Source organism: Kitasatospora sp. NBC_01250 (assembly GCF_036226465.1).
Taxonomy (GTDB): Bacteria; Actinomycetota; Actinomycetes; order Streptomycetales; family Streptomycetaceae; genus Kitasatospora.
On sequence record NZ_CP108476.1, the window covers coordinates 1,618,974 to 1,636,039 of the forward strand.

Annotated in this window: 14 protein-coding genes; 10 read left to right on the top strand and 4 right to left on the bottom strand. The window is 72.3% G+C overall.

Annotated features, from left to right (window positions below):
* The first annotated feature begins 30 nt into the window (after window positions 1–30).
* On the top strand, window positions 31–1,668 hold the full coding sequence (locus tag OG500_RS07240) for a cellulose binding domain-containing protein (protein ID WP_327065567.1): 1,638 nt from the start codon (window positions 31–33) through the stop codon (window positions 1,666–1,668).
* A gap of 81 nt (window positions 1,669–1,749) precedes the next feature.
* On the opposite strand, the gene OG500_RS07245 is transcribed toward OG500_RS07240, so the two are convergent.
* Both OG500_RS07245 and OG500_RS07250 read right to left on the bottom strand, forming a co-directional pair.
* Window positions 1,750–3,189 (bottom strand): GuaB1 family IMP dehydrogenase-related protein, encoded by a 1,440-nt coding sequence (locus OG500_RS07245; RefSeq protein ID WP_327065568.1) that lies wholly within the window; start codon window positions 3,187–3,189, stop codon window positions 1,750–1,752.
* A gap of 311 nt (window positions 3,190–3,500) precedes the next feature.
* On the bottom strand, window positions 3,501–5,147 hold the full coding sequence (locus OG500_RS07250) for an APC family permease (protein WP_327065569.1): 1,647 nt from the start codon (window positions 5,145–5,147) through the stop codon (window positions 3,501–3,503).
* Between the two features lie 527 nt (window positions 5,148–5,674).
* Here OG500_RS07250 and OG500_RS07255 point away from each other — a divergent pair.
* The 9 genes from OG500_RS07255 to OG500_RS07295 all read left to right on the top strand — a co-directional run bounded on the left by OG500_RS07255 (window position 5,675) and on the right by OG500_RS07295 (window position 14,221).
* Complete coding sequence (locus tag OG500_RS07255) at window positions 5,675–5,980, top strand: urease subunit gamma (protein ID WP_327065570.1); 306 nt, start codon at window positions 5,675–5,677, stop codon at window positions 5,978–5,980.
* Window positions 5,981–5,983: 3 nt separating this feature from the next.
* Window positions 5,984–6,877, top strand: a complete 894-nt coding sequence (locus OG500_RS07260; RefSeq protein ID WP_329577867.1) for a cobalamin biosynthesis protein CbiX — start codon at window positions 5,984–5,986, stop codon at window positions 6,875–6,877.
* 85 nt (window positions 6,878–6,962) lie between these two features.
* Window positions 6,963–7,391, top strand: a complete 429-nt coding sequence (locus OG500_RS07265) for an urease subunit beta (protein WP_329577870.1) — start codon at window positions 6,963–6,965, stop codon at window positions 7,389–7,391.
* The gene (ureC, locus tag OG500_RS07270) at window positions 7,391–9,115 is read left to right on the top strand and encodes an urease subunit alpha (RefSeq protein WP_327065573.1); all 1,725 of its coding nucleotides are present in this window, start codon (window positions 7,391–7,393) and stop codon (window positions 9,113–9,115) included. Before OG500_RS07265 ends, ureC begins: the two co-directional genes overlap by 1 nt.
* Window positions 9,112–9,825, top strand: coding sequence for an urease accessory protein UreF (locus OG500_RS07275; RefSeq protein ID WP_327065574.1), 714 nt, complete (start codon window positions 9,112–9,114; stop codon window positions 9,823–9,825). The genes ureC and OG500_RS07275 overlap by 4 nt, the downstream gene beginning before the upstream one ends.
* Window positions 9,826–9,866: 41 nt before the next feature.
* Window positions 9,867–10,487, top strand: coding sequence for an urease accessory protein UreG (gene ureG, locus OG500_RS07280; RefSeq protein ID WP_327065575.1), 621 nt, complete (start codon window positions 9,867–9,869; stop codon window positions 10,485–10,487).
* Complete coding sequence (locus OG500_RS07285; RefSeq protein WP_327065576.1) at window positions 10,484–11,419, top strand: urease accessory protein UreD; 936 nt, start codon at window positions 10,484–10,486, stop codon at window positions 11,417–11,419. The genes ureG and OG500_RS07285 overlap by 4 nt, the downstream gene beginning before the upstream one ends.
* 85 nt (window positions 11,420–11,504) lie before the next feature.
* Window positions 11,505–12,875 (top strand): ammonium transporter, encoded by a 1,371-nt coding sequence (locus OG500_RS07290; protein ID WP_329577875.1) that lies wholly within the window; start codon window positions 11,505–11,507, stop codon window positions 12,873–12,875.
* Window positions 12,872–14,221, top strand: coding sequence for an ammonium transporter (locus OG500_RS07295; RefSeq protein WP_329577879.1), 1,350 nt, complete (start codon window positions 12,872–12,874; stop codon window positions 14,219–14,221). Before OG500_RS07290 ends, OG500_RS07295 begins: the two co-directional genes overlap by 4 nt.
* Before the next feature lie 70 nt (window positions 14,222–14,291).
* Here the strand turns inward: OG500_RS07295 and OG500_RS07300 are convergent, their stop codons facing one another.
* Window positions 14,292–15,068, bottom strand: coding sequence for a thioesterase II family protein (locus OG500_RS07300; protein WP_327065579.1), 777 nt, complete (start codon window positions 15,066–15,068; stop codon window positions 14,292–14,294).
* A gap of 177 nt (window positions 15,069–15,245) precedes the next feature.
* Complete coding sequence (locus OG500_RS07305) at window positions 15,246–16,934, bottom strand: hypothetical protein (RefSeq protein ID WP_329577882.1); 1,689 nt, start codon at window positions 16,932–16,934, stop codon at window positions 15,246–15,248.
* Between the last annotated feature and the right edge of the window lie 132 nt (window positions 16,935–17,066).

Sequence of the window (17,066 nt, forward strand, 5' to 3'; positions counted from 1 at the left end):
CTGCCGCCCCACGTCAAGGAGGACCCGCCCATGAGGCGCGTCACCCTGCCCACCCTCGTAGCCACCACGCTACTGACCGGCGTCGTTCTGCCGCTCTCGCTCCCCACGGGTGCGCAGGCCGCCAGCGGGATCACCGGGCTGGTCGCCACCCTGACCCAGCCGCAGACCTGGCAGAGCGGCTTCGAGGCCGACTACACGATCACCAATGACACGAAGGCGACCGTCAACTCCTGGTCCCTCGCCTTCGACCTGCCCACCGGCGAGAGTGTCAGCAGCACCTGGAACGGCACCCTGACCAGCACGGCGACCAGTACCGGCACCCACTACACGGTCACCTCGCCGAGCTGGGCCGCGCCGCTGGCCCCCGGGGCGAGCGCCCCGGCGGTCGGGATGGACATCGCCACCACCGGCACCCAGGTGCCGCCGGCCAACTGCCTGATCAACAACCAGCCGTGTGCCGGTGTGCCGGTCAGCAACACCCCGCCCACCGTCCCCGCCGGACTGGCGGTCTCCGGCACCGGCCCGGACGCGGTCTCGCTCTCCTGGAACGCCTCCACCGACCCCTCGGGGGTGGCCGGCTACAACGTCTACGAGGGCTCCTCGGTGGTCGCCTCCACCACCACCGCGACCAAGGTCACGGTCAACGGCCTGCTGGCGGGCAGCAGTCACACCTTCACCGTCACCGCCTTCGACGCGCTCGGCAACGAATCCGCGCAGTCCGCCCCGGTGACCGGCGTCGCGGGCAGCGGCACCTCCCCCGGCGTGGCCGCCCCCTTCGTCGACCTGGGCGCCTACCCCACCCCCAACCTGGCGCAGATCGCCCAGACCACCGGCCTCAAGCAGTTCTCGCTGGGCTTCATCGTGAACGGCACCACGCCCTGCACGGCCAGCTGGTTCAACGCCTACGACCCCGGCACCGGCTGGGACAAGGCGGACTTCGACGCCGTCCGGGCCGCGGGCGGCGACGTGCGCCCGTCCTTCGGCGGCGCCAACGGCACCGAGCTGGCCCAGTCCTGCACCGACGTGCCGACCCTGACCGCCCAGTACCAGAAGGTGGTCGACGCCTACGGGCTGGACCGGATCGACTTCGACATCGAGGGCTCCGCGGTCTCCGACCACGCCTCGGTGGACCGGCGCTCGGCCGCGATCGCCGCCGTGCAGGCCGCCCAGCGGGCCAAGGGCCGTGACCTCAAGGTCACCCTGACCCTGCCGGTGCTGCCCAGCGGGCTGACCACCGACGGCGTCTACATCCTGCAGTCCGCCAAGGCCGCGGGCGTCACCGTGGACGCGGTCAACGTGATGGCGATGGACTTCGGCGACACCGAGGCGCCCAACCCGTCCGGCCAGATGGGCGCCTACGCGATCAAGGCGGCGCAGTCCACCCAGGCCCAGATCGCCCAGGTCTGGCCGAACCTGACCACCGCGCAGACCTGGGCCATGGTCGGGGTCACCCCGATGCTGGGCCAGAACGACAACGCGGACGAGGTGTTCGGTCTGAACGACGCCCAGCAGCTGCTCACCTTCGCGCAGCAGAACCACCTGGGCGAGCTGTCGTTCTGGGAGGTCACCCGGGACGGCAACGCCTGCACGGGCAGCCTGTTCAAGTGCACCAACATCCAGCAGACGCCGTACCAGTTCTCCAAGCTCTGGGCCACCTACCAGGGCTGAGCGCTCCCGGCGTCCGTCCACACGGCCGAGCCCCCCGACCCGGCGAACGGGTCGGGGGGCTCGGTCACCCGCGCGGGGCGATCAGGCCCAGCTGGAGTGCAGCGGCTTGCCCTCGGCGTAGCCGGCCGCGCTCTGCACGCCGACGATCGCCTTCTCGTGGAACTCCTCCAGGCTGGCGGCCCCGGCGTAGGTGCAGGAGCTGCGGACGCCCGCGATCACCGAGTCGATCAGGTCCTCGACGCCCGGGCGGGCCGGGTCCAGGAACATCCGCGAGGTGGAGATGCCCTCCTCGAAGAGCGCCTTGCGGGCCCGGTCGTACCCGGACTCGTCGGCCGTGCGGTTGAGCACCGCGCGGGCCGAGGCCATGCCGAAGCTCTCCTTGTACTGGCGGCCGTCGGCGGTGGTCTGCAGGTCGCCGGGCGACTCGTAGGTGCCGGCGAACCAGGAGCCGATCATCACGTTGGAGGCACCGGCGGCCAGCGCCATCGCGACGTCACGCGGGTGGCGCACGCCGCCGTCCGCCCAGACGTGCTTGCCCAGGCGGCGTGCCTCGGCGGCGCACTCCAGCACCGCGGAGAACTGCGGGCGGCCGACGCCGGTCATCATCCGGGTGGTGCACATGGCGCCCGGGCCGACCCCGACCTTCAGGATGTCGGCACCGGCCTCGACGAGGTCGCGCACACCGGCGGCGGAGACCACGTTGCCCGCCACGATCGGGATCCGCGGGTCCAGCCCGCGCACCGCGCGCAGCGCGCTGATCATCGACTCCTGGTGGCCGTGCGCGGTGTCCACCACCAGCACGTCGGCACCGGCGTCGATCAGCGCCTTGGCCTTGCCTGCCACGTCGCCGTTGATGCCGACGGTGGCGGCGACCCGGAGCTTGCCGCCCGCGTCGACCGCCGGGGTGTAGAGGGTGGCGCGCAGCGCGCCCTTGCGGGTCAGGATGCCGACCAGCTCGCCCGCCGCGTCGACGACCGGCGCCAGCTTGCGGTGCCCCTCGTTGAGCTTCTCGAAGGCGGCCCGCGGGTCGATGTCCGACTCCAGCAGGAGCAGGTCGCGGGACATCACCTGGGCGAGGCTGGTGAACCGGTCCACGCCCTGGCAGTCGCCCTCGGTGACCACACCGACCGGCTTGCCGTCCTCGACCACGACCAGGCCGCCGTGGGCGCGCTTGGGCAGCAGCGCCAGCGCGTCGGCGACGGTGGCGCTCGGCGCCAGCGTGATCGGGGTGTCGAAGACCAGGTGGCGCTGCTTGACCCAGCCGATCACGTCGGCGATGACCTCGGTCGGGATGTCCTGCGGGATGGCCACCAGGCCGCCGCGGCGGGCCACGGTCTCGGCCATCCGGCGCCCGGCGATCGCGGTCATGTTGGCGACCACCAGCGGGATGGTGGTCCCGGTGCCGTCGTTGGAGGAGAGGTCGACACCCTGCCGGGAGCCCACGGCGGAACGGCTGGGGACCATGAAGACGTCGTCGTACGTCAGGTCGTACGCGGGCTTGAGGTCGTTCAGGAAGCGCATGAATGGGGCTCTCTGGCTGGGAGAAAAGTACACCTCAGGTGCGGATGCGGCTCGGCCGCAGGGCGCACTCGGGCGCCCCGCACCCAACCGTCGATCCTGACTGATCCCCGGCTCGAAAGCCAGTTCACACGCGATCCTTGAAGATCCACACAAGGGAGATCACCAGAGCGGCGGATGGCCTTGGAGGAAGCTCCAAAGGCAGCGGGCTTGCCATGGCCGCTCACCACGGCTGCGGAACGGCCGAAGCCGGCTGACGGGATTCCGTCAGCCGGCTTCGGGTGTCTCGGTCGGTCAGGCTCGCGCCGGCGGCGTCAGGCTCGCGCGGACGCGGGCTCCTCGGCCACCTCGCGCTCGGCCTCGGCCTCCGCGAGCTCCTGGCGGATCTGCGCCAGCGACGGGTTCGCCCAGGCGCTGCGCACGCCGAAGGCGTAGAAGGCCAGGCCGATCAGGGCGACCACCAGCAGGTCCCAGCCCTCGGGCAGGTAGCCGTGGCCGCCGTAGTCCTTGGACCCGGCCCACGAGGTGCCGGCCATCACCAGCAGGTAGCCGATCACCCAGACACCGGCCTTCAGGTGCGGCTTGATCTCGGCCCACGGCTTGCGCAGCTCGTACCAGGCCCAGATCGGCAGGCCGGCGGCCATCAGGAAGATCACCTTGCCGGTCAGCGGCCAGCGGGCCCAGTAGAGCACCAGCGAGCCGAAGATCATGGCGATCGGGGCGATCACCGGCATCGCCCGCAGCTTGACCGGGCGGTGCAGGTCCGGGGCCAGGCGGCGCAGCGCCATCACGGCAACCGGGCCGGTGATGTAGGAGATCACCGTGGCGACCGAGACGATCTCGGCCAGCGAGCCCCAGCCGCGGAAGACCGCGAGGAAGAGGAAGGCGATGAAGAGGTTGAGCAGCAGCGCCGGGCGCGGGATGCCGGTCTTGGGGTCGACCCGGCCGAAGATCGAGGGCAGCTGCCCGTTCTCCTGCACGCCCTGGATCATCCGCGAGGTGGTGGCGGCGTAGATCATGCCGGTCCCGGTGGGCGAGATGAAGGCGTCCGCGTAGAGCAGCATGGCCAGCCAGTTCAGGCCCCAGGCCATCGACAGGTTGGCGAGCGGCGAGTCGTAGTTCAGACCGCCCCAGCCGTTGGCCAGGTCGTGGGAGGGCACCGCGAGCAGGAAGGCGCACTGCAGCGCGATGTAGATCACCAGCGCGATCAGGATCGAGCTGATCACCGCCTTGGGCAGCGACTTGCCCGGGTTGCGGGCCTCGCCCGCCAGGTTCAGCGGGGACTGGAAGCCGTTGTAGGCCCAGACGATGCCGGAGAGCGCGACGGCGGTGAACACCGAGCTCCAGCCGTTGGGGGTGAAGCCCCCGTGGTCCTGGAGGTTGTGGGTGTCGAAGTGCGCCAGCAGCAGGCTGCCCGCGGTCAGCGTCGGCACGACCACCTTGAAGACGGTGATCGCGGTGTTGGTCTTGGCGAAGAGCGTGATCGCGAACCAGTTGAGCAGGAAGTACCCGATCAACAACACGCTCGCCAGGGCCACGCCGGTGCCGGTCAGCTCCTTGCCGTTGTACAGGTGGTGCGCCCAGCCGAAGTGCCAGGAGCTCATGTACTGCACGGAGGCGGTGGCCTCGCCCGGGATCACCGAGACGATGGCGATCCAGTTGGCCCAGGCTGCGAGGTAACCCGTCAGCGAGCCGTGCGAGTACTGGCCGTACCGCACCATGCCGCCGGCCTTGGGGAACATCGAGCCCAGCTCGGTGTAGGTCAGGGCGATGGTGAGGGCCACCGCGGCGCCGATCACCCAGGCGATGATCGCGGCCGGCCCGGCCAGGCGGGCCGCGCGCTCGGCGCCGAACAGCCAGCCGGAGCCGATGATCGAGCCCAGGCCCACGGCCGTGAGGCTGATCGTGCCGAGCGTGCGGCGGTAATTCTGGGACGCAGTCCCCGACTCGGGCGCGCTCAACGTATCGTCCTCCGTCTTGTCCCCAGGCGCCCCGGGTTGGGCCCTGTGCTTGGTGGCCCAGGGTCCGCGGGGCGCGACGGCCTGCCGGATGCAGGGGCCGCCGGCGGCGGGGTCCGCGGCTCGCAGCTGCTGCAGGTTGCAGGGTCGGCGAACGGCGCGGCCTGGGCCGGGCAATCTGGCCCAAGTTAGGCGACGAAAGCGGACGTAAGCCTCAGATCAAGCTCAAATCGTCCGATCGTTGTCATCTCGTGTCCGTTTTTCGTTCACTCGGACGAACAGCGTACAGGGGTCCCCACCTGGGCGTATGCCGATCACCGGGCCGCGCCGCGCCGCGATCCCCAAGAGATGGCCAAACCTCTCAAAAGATGGCCAAGCCTTTCAACAGGATGTTGACGGCACTGGGTGGCCGATCTACGTTTCTCCCATCCGGAACTTTTCTTCCACCATGTGGAATCGATCGGCATCGACCGTGCAGCGGCCACGCCGCCTTCCGGCCCACCACCCCCGCATCCGAAAGGAGTGCCCCGATGAATCTCGCACCGCGGGAGATCGACAAGCTCTACGTCTACGTGGTGGCCGAGCTGGCGCGGCGGCGCCGTGACCGCGGCGTCAAGCTGAACTACAGCGAGGCCGTGGCCCTGATCAGCGAGGCGATCCTGGAGTCGGCCCGGGACGGCCACACGGTGGCCGAGTGCATGGAGATCGGCAAGAAGGTCGTCACCACCGACGAGGTGATGCCCGGGGTGCGGGAGATGCTGCCGCTGCTGCAGATCGAGGCGGCCTTCGTGGACGGCACCAAGCTCGTCTCCTGCCACGACCCGGTCGGGGTCTGAGCCGTGCCGACGGCTGGAGACACGGCACTGGACCCGGCGGCGGCACGGGCGACCGCGACCGGGGCCGCGACCGGCAGCGCGGGCGAGGCCGCGCTGGTGCTGGTCGGCGGGCACGAGAGCGGCGGCGGCGAGCGGTTGCGGGCGCTGGCCGGGGGCCGGTCCGAGTGGCGCGCGGTCGGGCCCGGCCGCGCGCTGGCGGGCGCGGTCGCCGCGCTGCTGGCGCAGTCCGACCGCCCGGTCTGCGTGGTCCCGATGAGCCTGGGCCGCGATCCGCGACTGATCGCCGACACCGCGCGGACGCTGCGCTGGCTCTCCGGCCCGGCGAACAGCGGGCGGCTCGCGCTCGCCGAGCCGTTCGGCGGCACCGAGCACCTGATCGGCTGGCTGCGCGGCGGCACCGGCCGCGCCCTGGCGCCGCCGGAGGGAGCCCCGGCGGGAGGCACCGGGACGGCGGGCGACGGGGCCGCGGGCGAGCAGGCGGCGGGCGAGCCGACCGCGATCCTGCTGACGGCGCCGGCCGCCGGGCCCTTCGAGGACGCGGAGCTGTTCCGGATCGCCCGCCTGGTGCGCCAGTACCGCACGCACCGCTGGGTCGAGGTCGCCTTCGAGAACGGCGACCCGAGCCCGGCCGAGGGCGTCGAGCGCTGCCGGCTGCTCGGCGCGCGGCGGGTCGTCCTGCTGCCGGCCGCCTTCGGAGCCGCGCCCGTGGTCCCCGGCGCCGAGGACGGCGGGCCGCTGCTCAGCTCCCGCGCCGTCGCGGGCGTGCTGCGGGCCCGGGCCGCCGGCGCGGTGGGCCGGCTGCTCCAGGGCGTCGACGGCATCGCCGCCGGGCTCGACGCCGAGCACGGACACGGGTTCCCGCACTCGCACAACTCCCTGGCGCCCCACCGCCATTGAACGGCGTCGCGGCGCCCCAGCAGCAGCACTCCCCTCCCTTCCCCCGCTCACGTACCCACCCCCCACGTCCGAAGAGAGATGCCCGATGTCAGGCAGTGCCCGGTACCTGTACGGAGACGATCCGGTCGAGCTGAACGCCGGCCGGCCGAAGGCCAGGCTGACGGTGAGCAACACCGGCGACCGAGCGGTGCAGGTCGGCTCGCACTACCACTTCTACGAGGTGAACCGGGCGCTGGACTTCGACCGCAACCGGGCCTACGGCATGCACCTGGACCTGCCGGCCGGCACCGCCGTGCGGTTCGAGCCCGGTGACACCCGCGAGGTGGAGCTGACCACCTACGCCGGCCACCGGCGCCTGGTGGGCTTCAGTGGGCTGGTCGACGGCGGCCTCGGCTCGGCCGACACCCGGGTCAGGGCGCTGGAGCGCGCCGTGGCACGCGGCTTCCTGGGGGCGCGGCGCGAGCCCGTCCCGGGCGTCCGGGGCACGGGCGAGCACGGCGGGGGCGAGTCCTGATGGCGCTGATCCCCCGCAAGCAGTACACCGACCTGTTCGGTCCCACCGTCGGCGACCGCTTCCACCTGGCGGACACCAACCTGGTGGTCGAGGTCGAGCAGGACTTCAACCAGGGCCACTACGGCGACGAGGCGGTCTACGGCGGCGGCAAGGGCATCCGGGACGGCATGGCGCAGGACCCGGCCGCCACCAACCTGCAGGGCGCCCTCGACCTGGTGATCACCAACGTGGTGGTGCTGGACCCGGTGCTCGGCGTCGTCAAGGGCGACCTCGGGGTCAAGGACGGCTTCATCGCCGCCGTCGGCAAGGCGGGCAACCCCCGGCTGCAGAGCGGCGTGCACCCCAAGCTGGTGATCGGCCCGGGCACCGAGGTGATCTCGGGCGAGCACCTGATCGCCACCGCGGGCGGGATCGACACCCACATCCACTTCATCGCCCCGCAGCAGGCGCAGGAGGCGCTGAGCAACGGCATCACCACCCTGATCGGCGGCGGCACCGGCCCCTCGGACGGCACCAACGGGACCACCTGCACCCCGGGGCCGTGGAACATCGGGCGGATGTACCAGGCGGTGGAGGACCTGCCGGTCAACGTCGGCCTGCTGGGCAAGGGCAACGCCGCGCTGCCCCAGGCGCTGCGCGAGCAGGTCGAGGCGGGCGTCTGCGGGCTGAAGGTGCACGAGGACTGGGGCACCACGCCCGCCGCGATCGACACCGCGCTGTCGGTGGCCGACGAGTACGACGTGCAGGTGGCGATCCACACCGACACCCTCAACGAGTCCGGCTTCTTCGAGGACACCCTGTCCGCGATCGACGGCCGCACCATCCACACCTTCCACACCGAGGGCGCCGGCGGCGGCCACGCACCGGACATCATGCGGATCGCCGGCGAGCCCAATGTGCTGCCCTCCTCGACCAACCCGACGCTGCCCTACACGGTCAACTCGATCGACGAGCTGCTCGACATGGTGATGGTCTGCCACCACCTGAGCCACGACATCCCCGAGGACGTCTCGTTCGCCGACTCGCGGGTGCGCAGCGAGACGGTGGCCGCCGAGACGGTGCTGCACGACGAGGGGGTGATCTCGATCTTCTCCTCGGACTCGCAGGCGATGGGCCGGGTCGGCGAGTCCTTCGCCCGGGCGTTCCAGACCGCGCACCACTGCAAGGACCAGCGCGGCAAGCTGGCCGAGGACAGTGAACGCCACGACAACGCCCGGGTGCTGCGCTACCTGGCCAAGCTGACCATCAACCCGGCCATCGCCGCGGGCACCGCCGAGCACATCGGCTCGCTGGAGCCCGGCAAGCTGGCCGACATCGTGCTGTGGCCGATCAACTCCTTCGCCGCCAAGCCGAAGCTGGTGATCAAGGGCGGCCTGATCAACTGGGCGCTGATGGGCGATCCGAACGCCTCGCTGCCCACCACCCAGCCGATCTACTACCGGCCGATGTACGGGGCGTACGGGCGCGCCCGGCAGGCGACCCGGGTCTCCTTCATGTCGCAGGCGGCCCTCGACCTCGGCGTGCCGGGCGGACTCGGCCTGGAGAGCCGGGTGCTGGCGGTGCGGCACTGCCGGACCGTGGGCAAGCAGCACATGGTGCGCAACAGCGCCACCCCGCGGATCGTGGTGGACCCGGACACCTACCAGGTCACCCTGGACGGGGTGCCGGCCACCATCGCGCCCGCCGAGACGCTGCCGCTCAACCAGCTCTTCTACCTCGCGTGAGCGCCGCGCCCACGCCCGCGCCGAGCCCGCTGTCGGCCCTGCTGGCCGGCCTGCAGCTGACCGACTCGGCGTTCCCCAGCGGCCGTTACACCCTCTCGCACGGCCTGGAGGGCTATCTGCAGGCCAAGCAGGTGGACCAGCAGAGCATGCCGGAGCTGCTGGCCGACCTGCTGCGCCACTCGGTCGGCCCGGCCGACGCCACCGCGCTGGCGCTGGCCCACCGGGCCGCCGAGGCCGGTGACTTCGCGGCGGTGGCCGAGGTCGACCAGCGGCTGCTCGCGAGCAAGCTCAACCGCGAGCTGCGCCAGGCCTGCGTGCGCACCGGGCGGCAGTTGCTGGACACCGCCCAACTCGCCCTTCAGAGCCCGCTGCTGGACCGGTACGCCGAGCTGGTGGCGGCCAAGGTGGCACCCGGCTGCCAGCCGGTGGCCGCCGGCGTCGCCTATGCGGCCGGTGGTGTGTCGGCCGAACAGGCGGTGGCCAGCGACCTGTTCGCCTTCGCCGTCAGCTTCACCGGAGCGGCGCTGCGCCTGCGGCTGACCGACCACCGCCGCGCCCAGTCGACGCTGCGGGCCACGGCGCCGGTGATCACCGAGGTCACCGCGGCGGCCCTGGGACGGGAGCTGGCCGACCTCGGCGGCTTCGCGCCGATCGCCGATGCCATGTCCGCACGCCACGAGCGGGCCGAGGCACGGCTGTTCGCCACATGACACCCCCTCAGGGGTCGGATCGAGCAGGAAGAGGACAGGACATGGCGGACGAGGTGCTGCGGGTGGGTGTCGCCGGGCCGGTCGGCTCCGGGAAGACGGCGCTGATCGAGGCGCTGGTCCCGGTGCTGATCGCCCGGGGCCGGCGGCCCGCGGTGGTCACCAACGACATCTACACCCAGGAGGACGCCCAGCACGTGCGCCGCAGCCTGGCCGGGGTGCTCGAGCCGGGGCGGGTGGTGGGCGTGGAGACCGGCGCCTGCCCGCACACCGCCGTCCGGGACGACCCGACGATGAACCTGGCGGCCGGGGCCGAACTCCTGGAGCGGTACCCGGACATCGACACCCTGCTCTACGAGTCGGGCGGCGACAACCTGACGCTCACCTTCAGCCCGGCACTGGTCGACATGTTCTTCTTCGTGCTCGACACGGCGGAGGGCGACAAGATGCCCCGCAAGCGCGGCCCCGGCATCACCGACTCGGACGTGCTGGTGATCAACAAGGTCGACATCGCCCCCTACGTCCGCTGCGACCTGGCGACGATGACCGCCGACGCGCATCGGGTCCGCGAGGGGCGCCCCGTGGTGCTCACCAACAGCCTGACCGGCGACGGTCTCGACCGCGTGGCGGAGCTGCTGGAGTCCTTCCGGCCGGTGCCCGCGTGAGCAGCCGGCTGGCGCCCGCGCACTACGAGCCGGCCCGGGTGCCCGCCGAGGTGCGCCGGCACGCGGGCCGGCCGGCCACCCTCGGCGTCGGCGCGCCCGGCAAGGTCGGACTGCTGGAGCTCGACTTCGAACAGGCGGGCGGGCGCACCGAGTTGGTCGGTCACTACCAGAAGTCGCCACTGCAGATCATGCGGCCGCTCTACTTCGACCCGGCCCGCCCGGACCTCGCGATCACCTATCTGATGTCCACCGGCGGCGGCATCGTGCAGGCCGACCGGCTGCGCCTGGACCTGCGGTGCGGCGCCGGCACCGCCGTCCACCTCAGCACCCAGGCGGCCACCCGGATCCACTCGATGACCACCGACTACGCCACCCAGCAGGTCCACCTGAGCGCGGGCGAGGGGGCCTACGTCGAGTACCTGCCCGAGCCGGTGATCCCGTTCCGGGAATCGCGGTTCTACCAGCGCACCGTGATCAGCGCCGACCCCTCGGCCACGGTGCTGGCCTGGGAGACCGTCCTGGCGGGCCGGCTGGCGCACGGCGAGCGCAACGCCTACCGGGTGTTCGCCGCCGACCTGGAGTGGCGCCGGCCCGACGGGCGCCTCCTCGCACTGGACACCGTGCGCCTGACACCCGCCGCCGGTCCCGACGGGGTCGAGGGCCCCGCGGTGCTGGGCGGGCACGACCTGGTCGCCACCCTCTACGCCGTCACCCCGTTGGCACCGGCGGCCGAGGTCGCCGAGGTGCTGCACCGGGCCCTGGCCGGCAGCGGCCTGCTGTACGGGGTCAGCGTGCTGCCCGAGGAGGCCGGGGCCTGGGTCCGGCTGCTGGGCGGCGACTCCCCCACCGTCGGCGCGGCCCTGCACCACGCCTGGGACGCCGTGCGCCGGCTGCTGATCGGCGTGCCGGCGCCCGCCGTGCGCAAGTCCTGACGAACCGTCACCTCCTCACCCCGACGAACTGACGAACCGTCACCGCGAAGGACAGGCGCGGCGACCCGAACCGGAGAATCCTCGGATGCCAACCACGCTCGACACGGGCAACACCGCCTGGCTGATGGCCAGCACCGCGATGGTGCTGCTGATGACCCCCGGCCTGGCCTTCTTCTACGGCGGCATGGTCAAGACCAAACACGTGCTGGTGATGCTCAAGATGAGCTTCGTCTGCCTGGCCCTGGTCACCCTGCTCTGGCTGGCGATCGGCTACAGCCTGGCCTTCGGCAAGGACGTCGGGGGCCTTGGCCTGATCGGCTCCCCGGCCCACTGGATGATGCACGACGTCGGCCTGGACAGCCGCACCGGCTCCATCCCGACCGTGATCTTCTCCTGCTTCCAGATGGCCTTCGCCATCATCACCGTGGCGCTGATCAGCGGCTCGATCGCCGGCCGCGCCACCATGCGCGGCTGGCTCTGGTTCGTCGTCGCCTGGACGCTCTTCGTCTACGTGCCCATGGCGCACTGGGTGTTCGCGCCCGACGGCTGGATCACCCGGCACCTGGGGGCGCTCGACTTCGCCGGGGGCCTGCCGGTGGAGATCAACTCCGGTGCGGCCGGGCTTGCGGTGGCAATCGTGGTCCGCAAGCGCAGGGACTTCGAGCGCGAGCCGATCCGCCCGCACAACCTGCCGCTGGTGGTGGTCGGCCTCGCGCTGCTCTGGTTCGGCTGGTTCGGCTTCAACGCCGGTTCCGCGCTGCAGGACGTGCACAACGCGCCGATGGCCTTCCTCAACACCCAACTGGCCGCCTGCGGCGCGATGGTGGGCTGGCCGCTGATCGAGAAGTGGCGGCTGGGGCACGTCGAGATGCTGGGGGTCGCCTCGGCGGCGGTGGCCGGCATGGTCGCCATCACCCCGGCCTGCGGCGAGGTCTCGCCGGTGGGCGCGCTGGTGATCGGCTTCGTCGCCGGTGTGGTCTGCGCCTTCGCGATCAACCTCAAGTACAAGATGCGCTACGACGACACGCTCGACGTGGTGGGCGTGCACGGCTGGGGCGGCATCGTGGGCACCCTGGCCATCGGCCTGTTCGCCACCGCCCGGATGAGCGGCCGCGAGGGCCTGTTCTACGGCGGCGGCCTCGACCTGCTGTGGCGCCAGGCGGTCGCCGTGCTGGCCTGCGCGGCCTTCTCCTTCGGGGTGACCTGGCTGATCGCCCAGGCCGTGGAGAAGACGGTCGGCTTCCGGGCCGCCGAGGAGTACGAGCACGTGCCCGGCGCGGAGGAGGAGCAGGCCTACGACGACGAGACGATCGCCGAGATCCGCCGGCGCCTGGTCGCCGCCCGGGTGCCCGTCCCGGTCGGCGCCGAGGAGACCGGGGACCGGAGCCCGGCGGCGGACGCCGCGCTGCTGGCCGAGCTGCGCGCGGTGCTGACCCGACGGGAGCAGGAGAAGTGACGAACAGCGGGGACAGCGCCTGGCTGATGATGGCCGCCGCCATGGTGCTGCTGATGGCGCCGGGCCTGGCCTTCTTCTACGGCGGCATGGTGCGCACCGGCCAGGTCATCGCGATGCTCAAGATGTGCTTCGGCTGCGTGGTGCTGGTGAGCGTCATCTGGTTCACCGTCGGCTACTCGCTCGCGTTCGGCACCGACGTCGGCGGGCACGGGCTGATCGGCGGGCTCGACCACGTCTTCATGACCGGTGTCGGGCTCGACTCGCGCACCGGCGACACCCCCACCGTGACCTTCTCGGTGTTCCACATGTCCTTCGCCATCGTGACCGTGGCCCTGATCAGCGGCTCGGTGGCCGGGCGCGCCACCATGCGCGGCTGGCTGGTCTTCGTCTGCGCCTGGACCCTGCTGGTCTACGTCCCGATGGCGCACTGGGTCTTCGCGCCGGAGGGCTGGGTGGCCCGGCAGGTCGGCGCGGTCGACTTCTCCGGCGGCACGGTGGTCGAACTGAGCTCCGGCGCGGCCGGGCTGGCACTGGCGGTGGTCGCCGGGCGGCGCGCGGACTTCGAGCGCCAGCCGATCCGGCCGCACAACCTGCCGCTGGTGGTGATCGGCCTGGCGCTGCTCTGGTTCGGCTGGTTCGGCTTCAACACCGGCTCGTCGCTGGGTGTGCCGGGCGCGGCGGCGATGGGCTTCGTCAACACCCAGCTGGCCGCGGGGGCCGCGATGGCGGGCTGGGCGGTGACCGGCTACTGGCGCACCCGGCAGGTCGGCCTGCTCGACATGTGCATGGGCGCGGTCACCGGCATGGTCGCGATGACGCCGGCGGCCGGCGACGTGACGCCCGCCTGGGCCGCCGCGATCGGCTTCCTGGCCGGACTGACCTGCGCCTTCGCGATCAGCTGGAAGTACCGGTTCGGGGTGGACGACACACTGGACGTGGTCGGCATCCACGGCTGGGGCGGGCTGTTCGGCATGGTGATGGTGGGGCTGGCGGCCACCGGCGTGATGACCGCGAAGAAGGGCGTCTTCTACGGCGGCGGCTGGGACCTGCTGGGCAAACAGCTGGTGGCGGTGCTGGTGCTCGGGCTCTTCTCGTTCGGGATGACCGCGCTGATCGGCAAGCTGGTGGACCTGACGGTGGGGCTGCGCCAGTCCAGCGCGGCCGAGGAGCACGAGCAGGTCTACCAGAACGACTGGGACGCGCAGTTCAAGGAGATCGCGGACGCACTGCGGGGCGACTCCGAGGGCTCGAGCGGCGGCCCGGGCGGCGAGGGGGTGGACGCGAGCGCGCTGCTCGACCAGGTGCGCCGGATGCTGGCGGCCGACCCGCAGCGGCTGGGCGAGTAGGGCCTGCGGGAACGCCGTCGCCCCGGGCCCGCGCCGGGTCCGGGGCGACGGCGTTCCGGTCGGCCAGGTCCTAGGTGTTCTGACCCGCGAGGTCGGCGGTCACGGCGTCGAACACCGCCTGGGTGGACTCCCCGGTGAGGAAGAAGTGACCGCCCGGGAAGAGCCGCACCGAGCTGTCGGCGGTGGTGGTGCCCGCCCAGCGCTCCAGCTCCTCGACCGTCACGGAGTCGTCCTGCCCGCCGAGGACGGAGACCGGGCAGGCCAGCTGCGGGCCGGCCGGGGGCCGGAAGGACTCGTAGACGGCGTAGTCGGCCCGCAGCGTCGGCAGGATCAGCTCCAGCAGGCCCGCGTTCTCCAGCACCTCCTCCGGGGTGCCGCCCATCTCGCGCAGGTCCTGGACCAGCTGCGCGTCCGACCAGCGCGCCCGGCCCGGCTTGCGCGGGGCCGAGCCCGGACCCGGGCAGCCGCTGAGCGTCAGCCGGGTGGGCGCCTGCGGGCCGGTCCGCGGGGCGGCCATGGCGATGCCGTAGGCGATCAGTGCGCCCATGCTGTGCCCGAAGAGCGCGTAGGGACGGTCCAGCAGCGGCCGTATCGCCGCGAAGAGCTGCTCGACGACCTGCCCGTAGTCCGTCAGGTGCGGCTCGGCCAGCCGCGCCTCACGGCCCGGCAGCTGGACGGCGAGCACCTCGACATCGGCGGGCATGGCGGCCGGCCAGTCGCGGTAGAGCAGGGCGCCGGCACCGGCGGGGTGGAAGCAGAAGAGCCGACGGCGGGCCTGCGGTCGGGCGACCACCGGGCGGACCCAGGCGCCGGTGGAGTTGGTGGGGTTCATGGGCAGCAGAGACATGAGGGGAGCCTTTCAGGTATCGCGGACGCAGGCAAAGGTCCGGCCTGCCGCCCCGGTCACACCTGGTCGGCCGGTGGAACGCGCCCGGGCCGCGATGGTCCCCGCCATCGCGGCCCGGCCCTGCGGTGGGCCACCGCTCTCCCCTACGATCGCCCACCGGGTCCGCTGCTGATCAGGTCAGCACGTGCCCTGGTCCGTCCACACGGCCCAGGAGCCCGGCGCGCCCGGGGCGGCCCCGGTCGAGTACCAGGTCGAGAGCCACTTGTGGCCGTTGTAGGAGACCTGGTCGCCCGGTGCGTACGAGCTGCTCGCGCTCCACGCCGTCAGCCCGGTGCAGCCACCGCCGCCGCCGGTGGCGACGGTCCAGCTGAAGCTGGTGCTGCCCGAGGCGCTGCCCGAGCTCGCCGTCACCGTCACGTTCGAGGTACCGGCCGTGGTCGGCGTCCCCGAGACCACACCGGCGGAGCTGATCGACAGACCCGCCGGCAGCCCGGTCGCACTGTAGGTCAATGCCTTGCCCGCCGAGTCGGAACCGGAGACCGCCAGCGACACCGCGGTGCCCACCGTGCTGCTCTGACTGCCCGGGTTGGTCACCGTGACGGTCTCGGTGGTCGTGGTCCCCGCGGTGAAGCCGCTCACGCCGTTCGGGGTGCCGAGGCCGGTCGGGCCGTCGTAGCCCGGGCCCGCGGTGCAGAAGTAGGACGGCGAGCAGCTGCCGTTGTTGCCGGTGGTGACGTCGTTGAAGCTGCTCGTGTGGTTGTAGGGGTACTGGTTGGCGCGGTCGCCCGGGTTCGGGGCGCCGGCCAGCGCCCAGGCCGAGGCGATGATCGGGGAGGCCGCGCTGGTACCGCCGTAGACGGCCCAGCCGCTGCCGCCGTAGGTCTGGTAGACCGCGACGCCGGTGGCCGGGTCGGCGACCGCGGAGACGTCGGTCTCCATCCGGTTCGCGCAGCCCGTGTCGTGCTGCCAGGACGGCTTGGGGTCGTAGGCCGAGCAGCCGGAGCCGGTGCCCTCGGAGGCACTGGTGTTCCAGACGCTCTCGCTCCAGCCGCGGGCGTTGGACGCCTTGGTCAGCGCGGTGCCGCCGACCGCGGTCACGTACTGCGAGGTCGCGGGGTACTCGGCACCGTAGTTGGAGTCACCGGCGCTGGCGGTGATCGCCACCCCGGGGTGGTTGAAGTACTGGCTGTCCGCGCTGAGGTCGGAGGAGTCCTCGGAGCCGCCGTAGCTGTTGGAGACGAACTTGGCGCCCTGCGCGACGGCCTGGTTGACCGCGGTGCCCAGGTCGCTCATGTTCGCCGAGGTGGCCTCGACCAGCACGATGTGGCAGTTCGGGCAGACCGCGCTGACCATGTCGAGGTCGAGCGAGATCTCACCGGCCCAACCGGTGTCGCCGGTCGGGTAGCTGGTCCCGCCGTTCTCGTCGACCTTCTTGAAGCAGCCGTTCGCCGTGGTGCAGGCCGGCAGCCCGTAGGTGGAGCGGTAGGTGGCCAGGTCCGACTCGGCGTTCGGGTCGTCCTGGGCGTCCACGATGCCGACCGTCTGGCCGGAGCCGCCCGTGGTGGGCAGGTTGTAGGCGCTGGCCAGGTCGGTCGGGCCGTAGCCGGAGTGGGCCGCGTCGGGCGAGAGCGCGAGCTGGTGGAGGTCGGTGCGCTTGAGCGCCAGGCAGGCCAGCTCACCCGGGTGGGTGGGCGCGGCGCACGAGCGGGTCACGGAGACCCCGGCGGAGCCGTCGGCCCCGGCGGACGGGACGGCGCTCGCGCTGCCGGCGAAGGCCGTGGACAGCGAGACGACCAGCAGGCCGAGGACGGAGAGCGGTGCCAGTCGTGCGGATCGAGATCGGCGTTCCGTTGGGTGCTTGTCCATACGGACTCCTTGGCGGACATCGCCCTTGGTGTGGGGGCGGACGAGTGCTCGGCGGGCGGGGTCGCCCGCGAGCGCATCCCGCGCCGTCGGCACGGCACCCGGGCACGGCGAACCGGGACCGGGGCGACGGCC

Bases quoted from the DNA above. Each gene is read 5' to 3' on its own strand.
- OG500_RS07300 (WP_327065579.1), bottom strand. From the start codon at position 15,068: ATGTCTCTGCTGCCCATGAACCCCACCAACTCCACCGGCGCCTGGGTC.
- OG500_RS07265 (WP_329577870.1), top strand. From the start codon at position 6,963: ATGTCAGGCAGTGCCCGGTACCTGTACGGAGACGATCCGGTCGAGCTG.
- ureG (WP_327065575.1), top strand. From the start codon at position 9,867: ATGGCGGACGAGGTGCTGCGGGTGGGTGTCGCCGGGCCGGTCGGCTCC.
- OG500_RS07240 (WP_327065567.1), top strand. From the start codon at position 31: ATGAGGCGCGTCACCCTGCCCACCCTCGTAGCCACCACGCTACTGACC.
- OG500_RS07245 (WP_327065568.1), bottom strand. From the start codon at position 3,189: ATGCGCTTCCTGAACGACCTCAAGCCCGCGTACGACCTGACGTACGAC.
- OG500_RS07305 (WP_329577882.1), bottom strand. From the start codon at position 16,934: ATGGACAAGCACCCAACGGAACGCCGATCTCGATCCGCACGACTGGCA.
- ureC (WP_327065573.1), top strand. From the start codon at position 7,391: ATGGCGCTGATCCCCCGCAAGCAGTACACCGACCTGTTCGGTCCCACC.
- OG500_RS07255 (WP_327065570.1), top strand. From the start codon at position 5,675: ATGAATCTCGCACCGCGGGAGATCGACAAGCTCTACGTCTACGTGGTG.
- OG500_RS07290 (WP_329577875.1), top strand. From the start codon at position 11,505: ATGCCAACCACGCTCGACACGGGCAACACCGCCTGGCTGATGGCCAGC.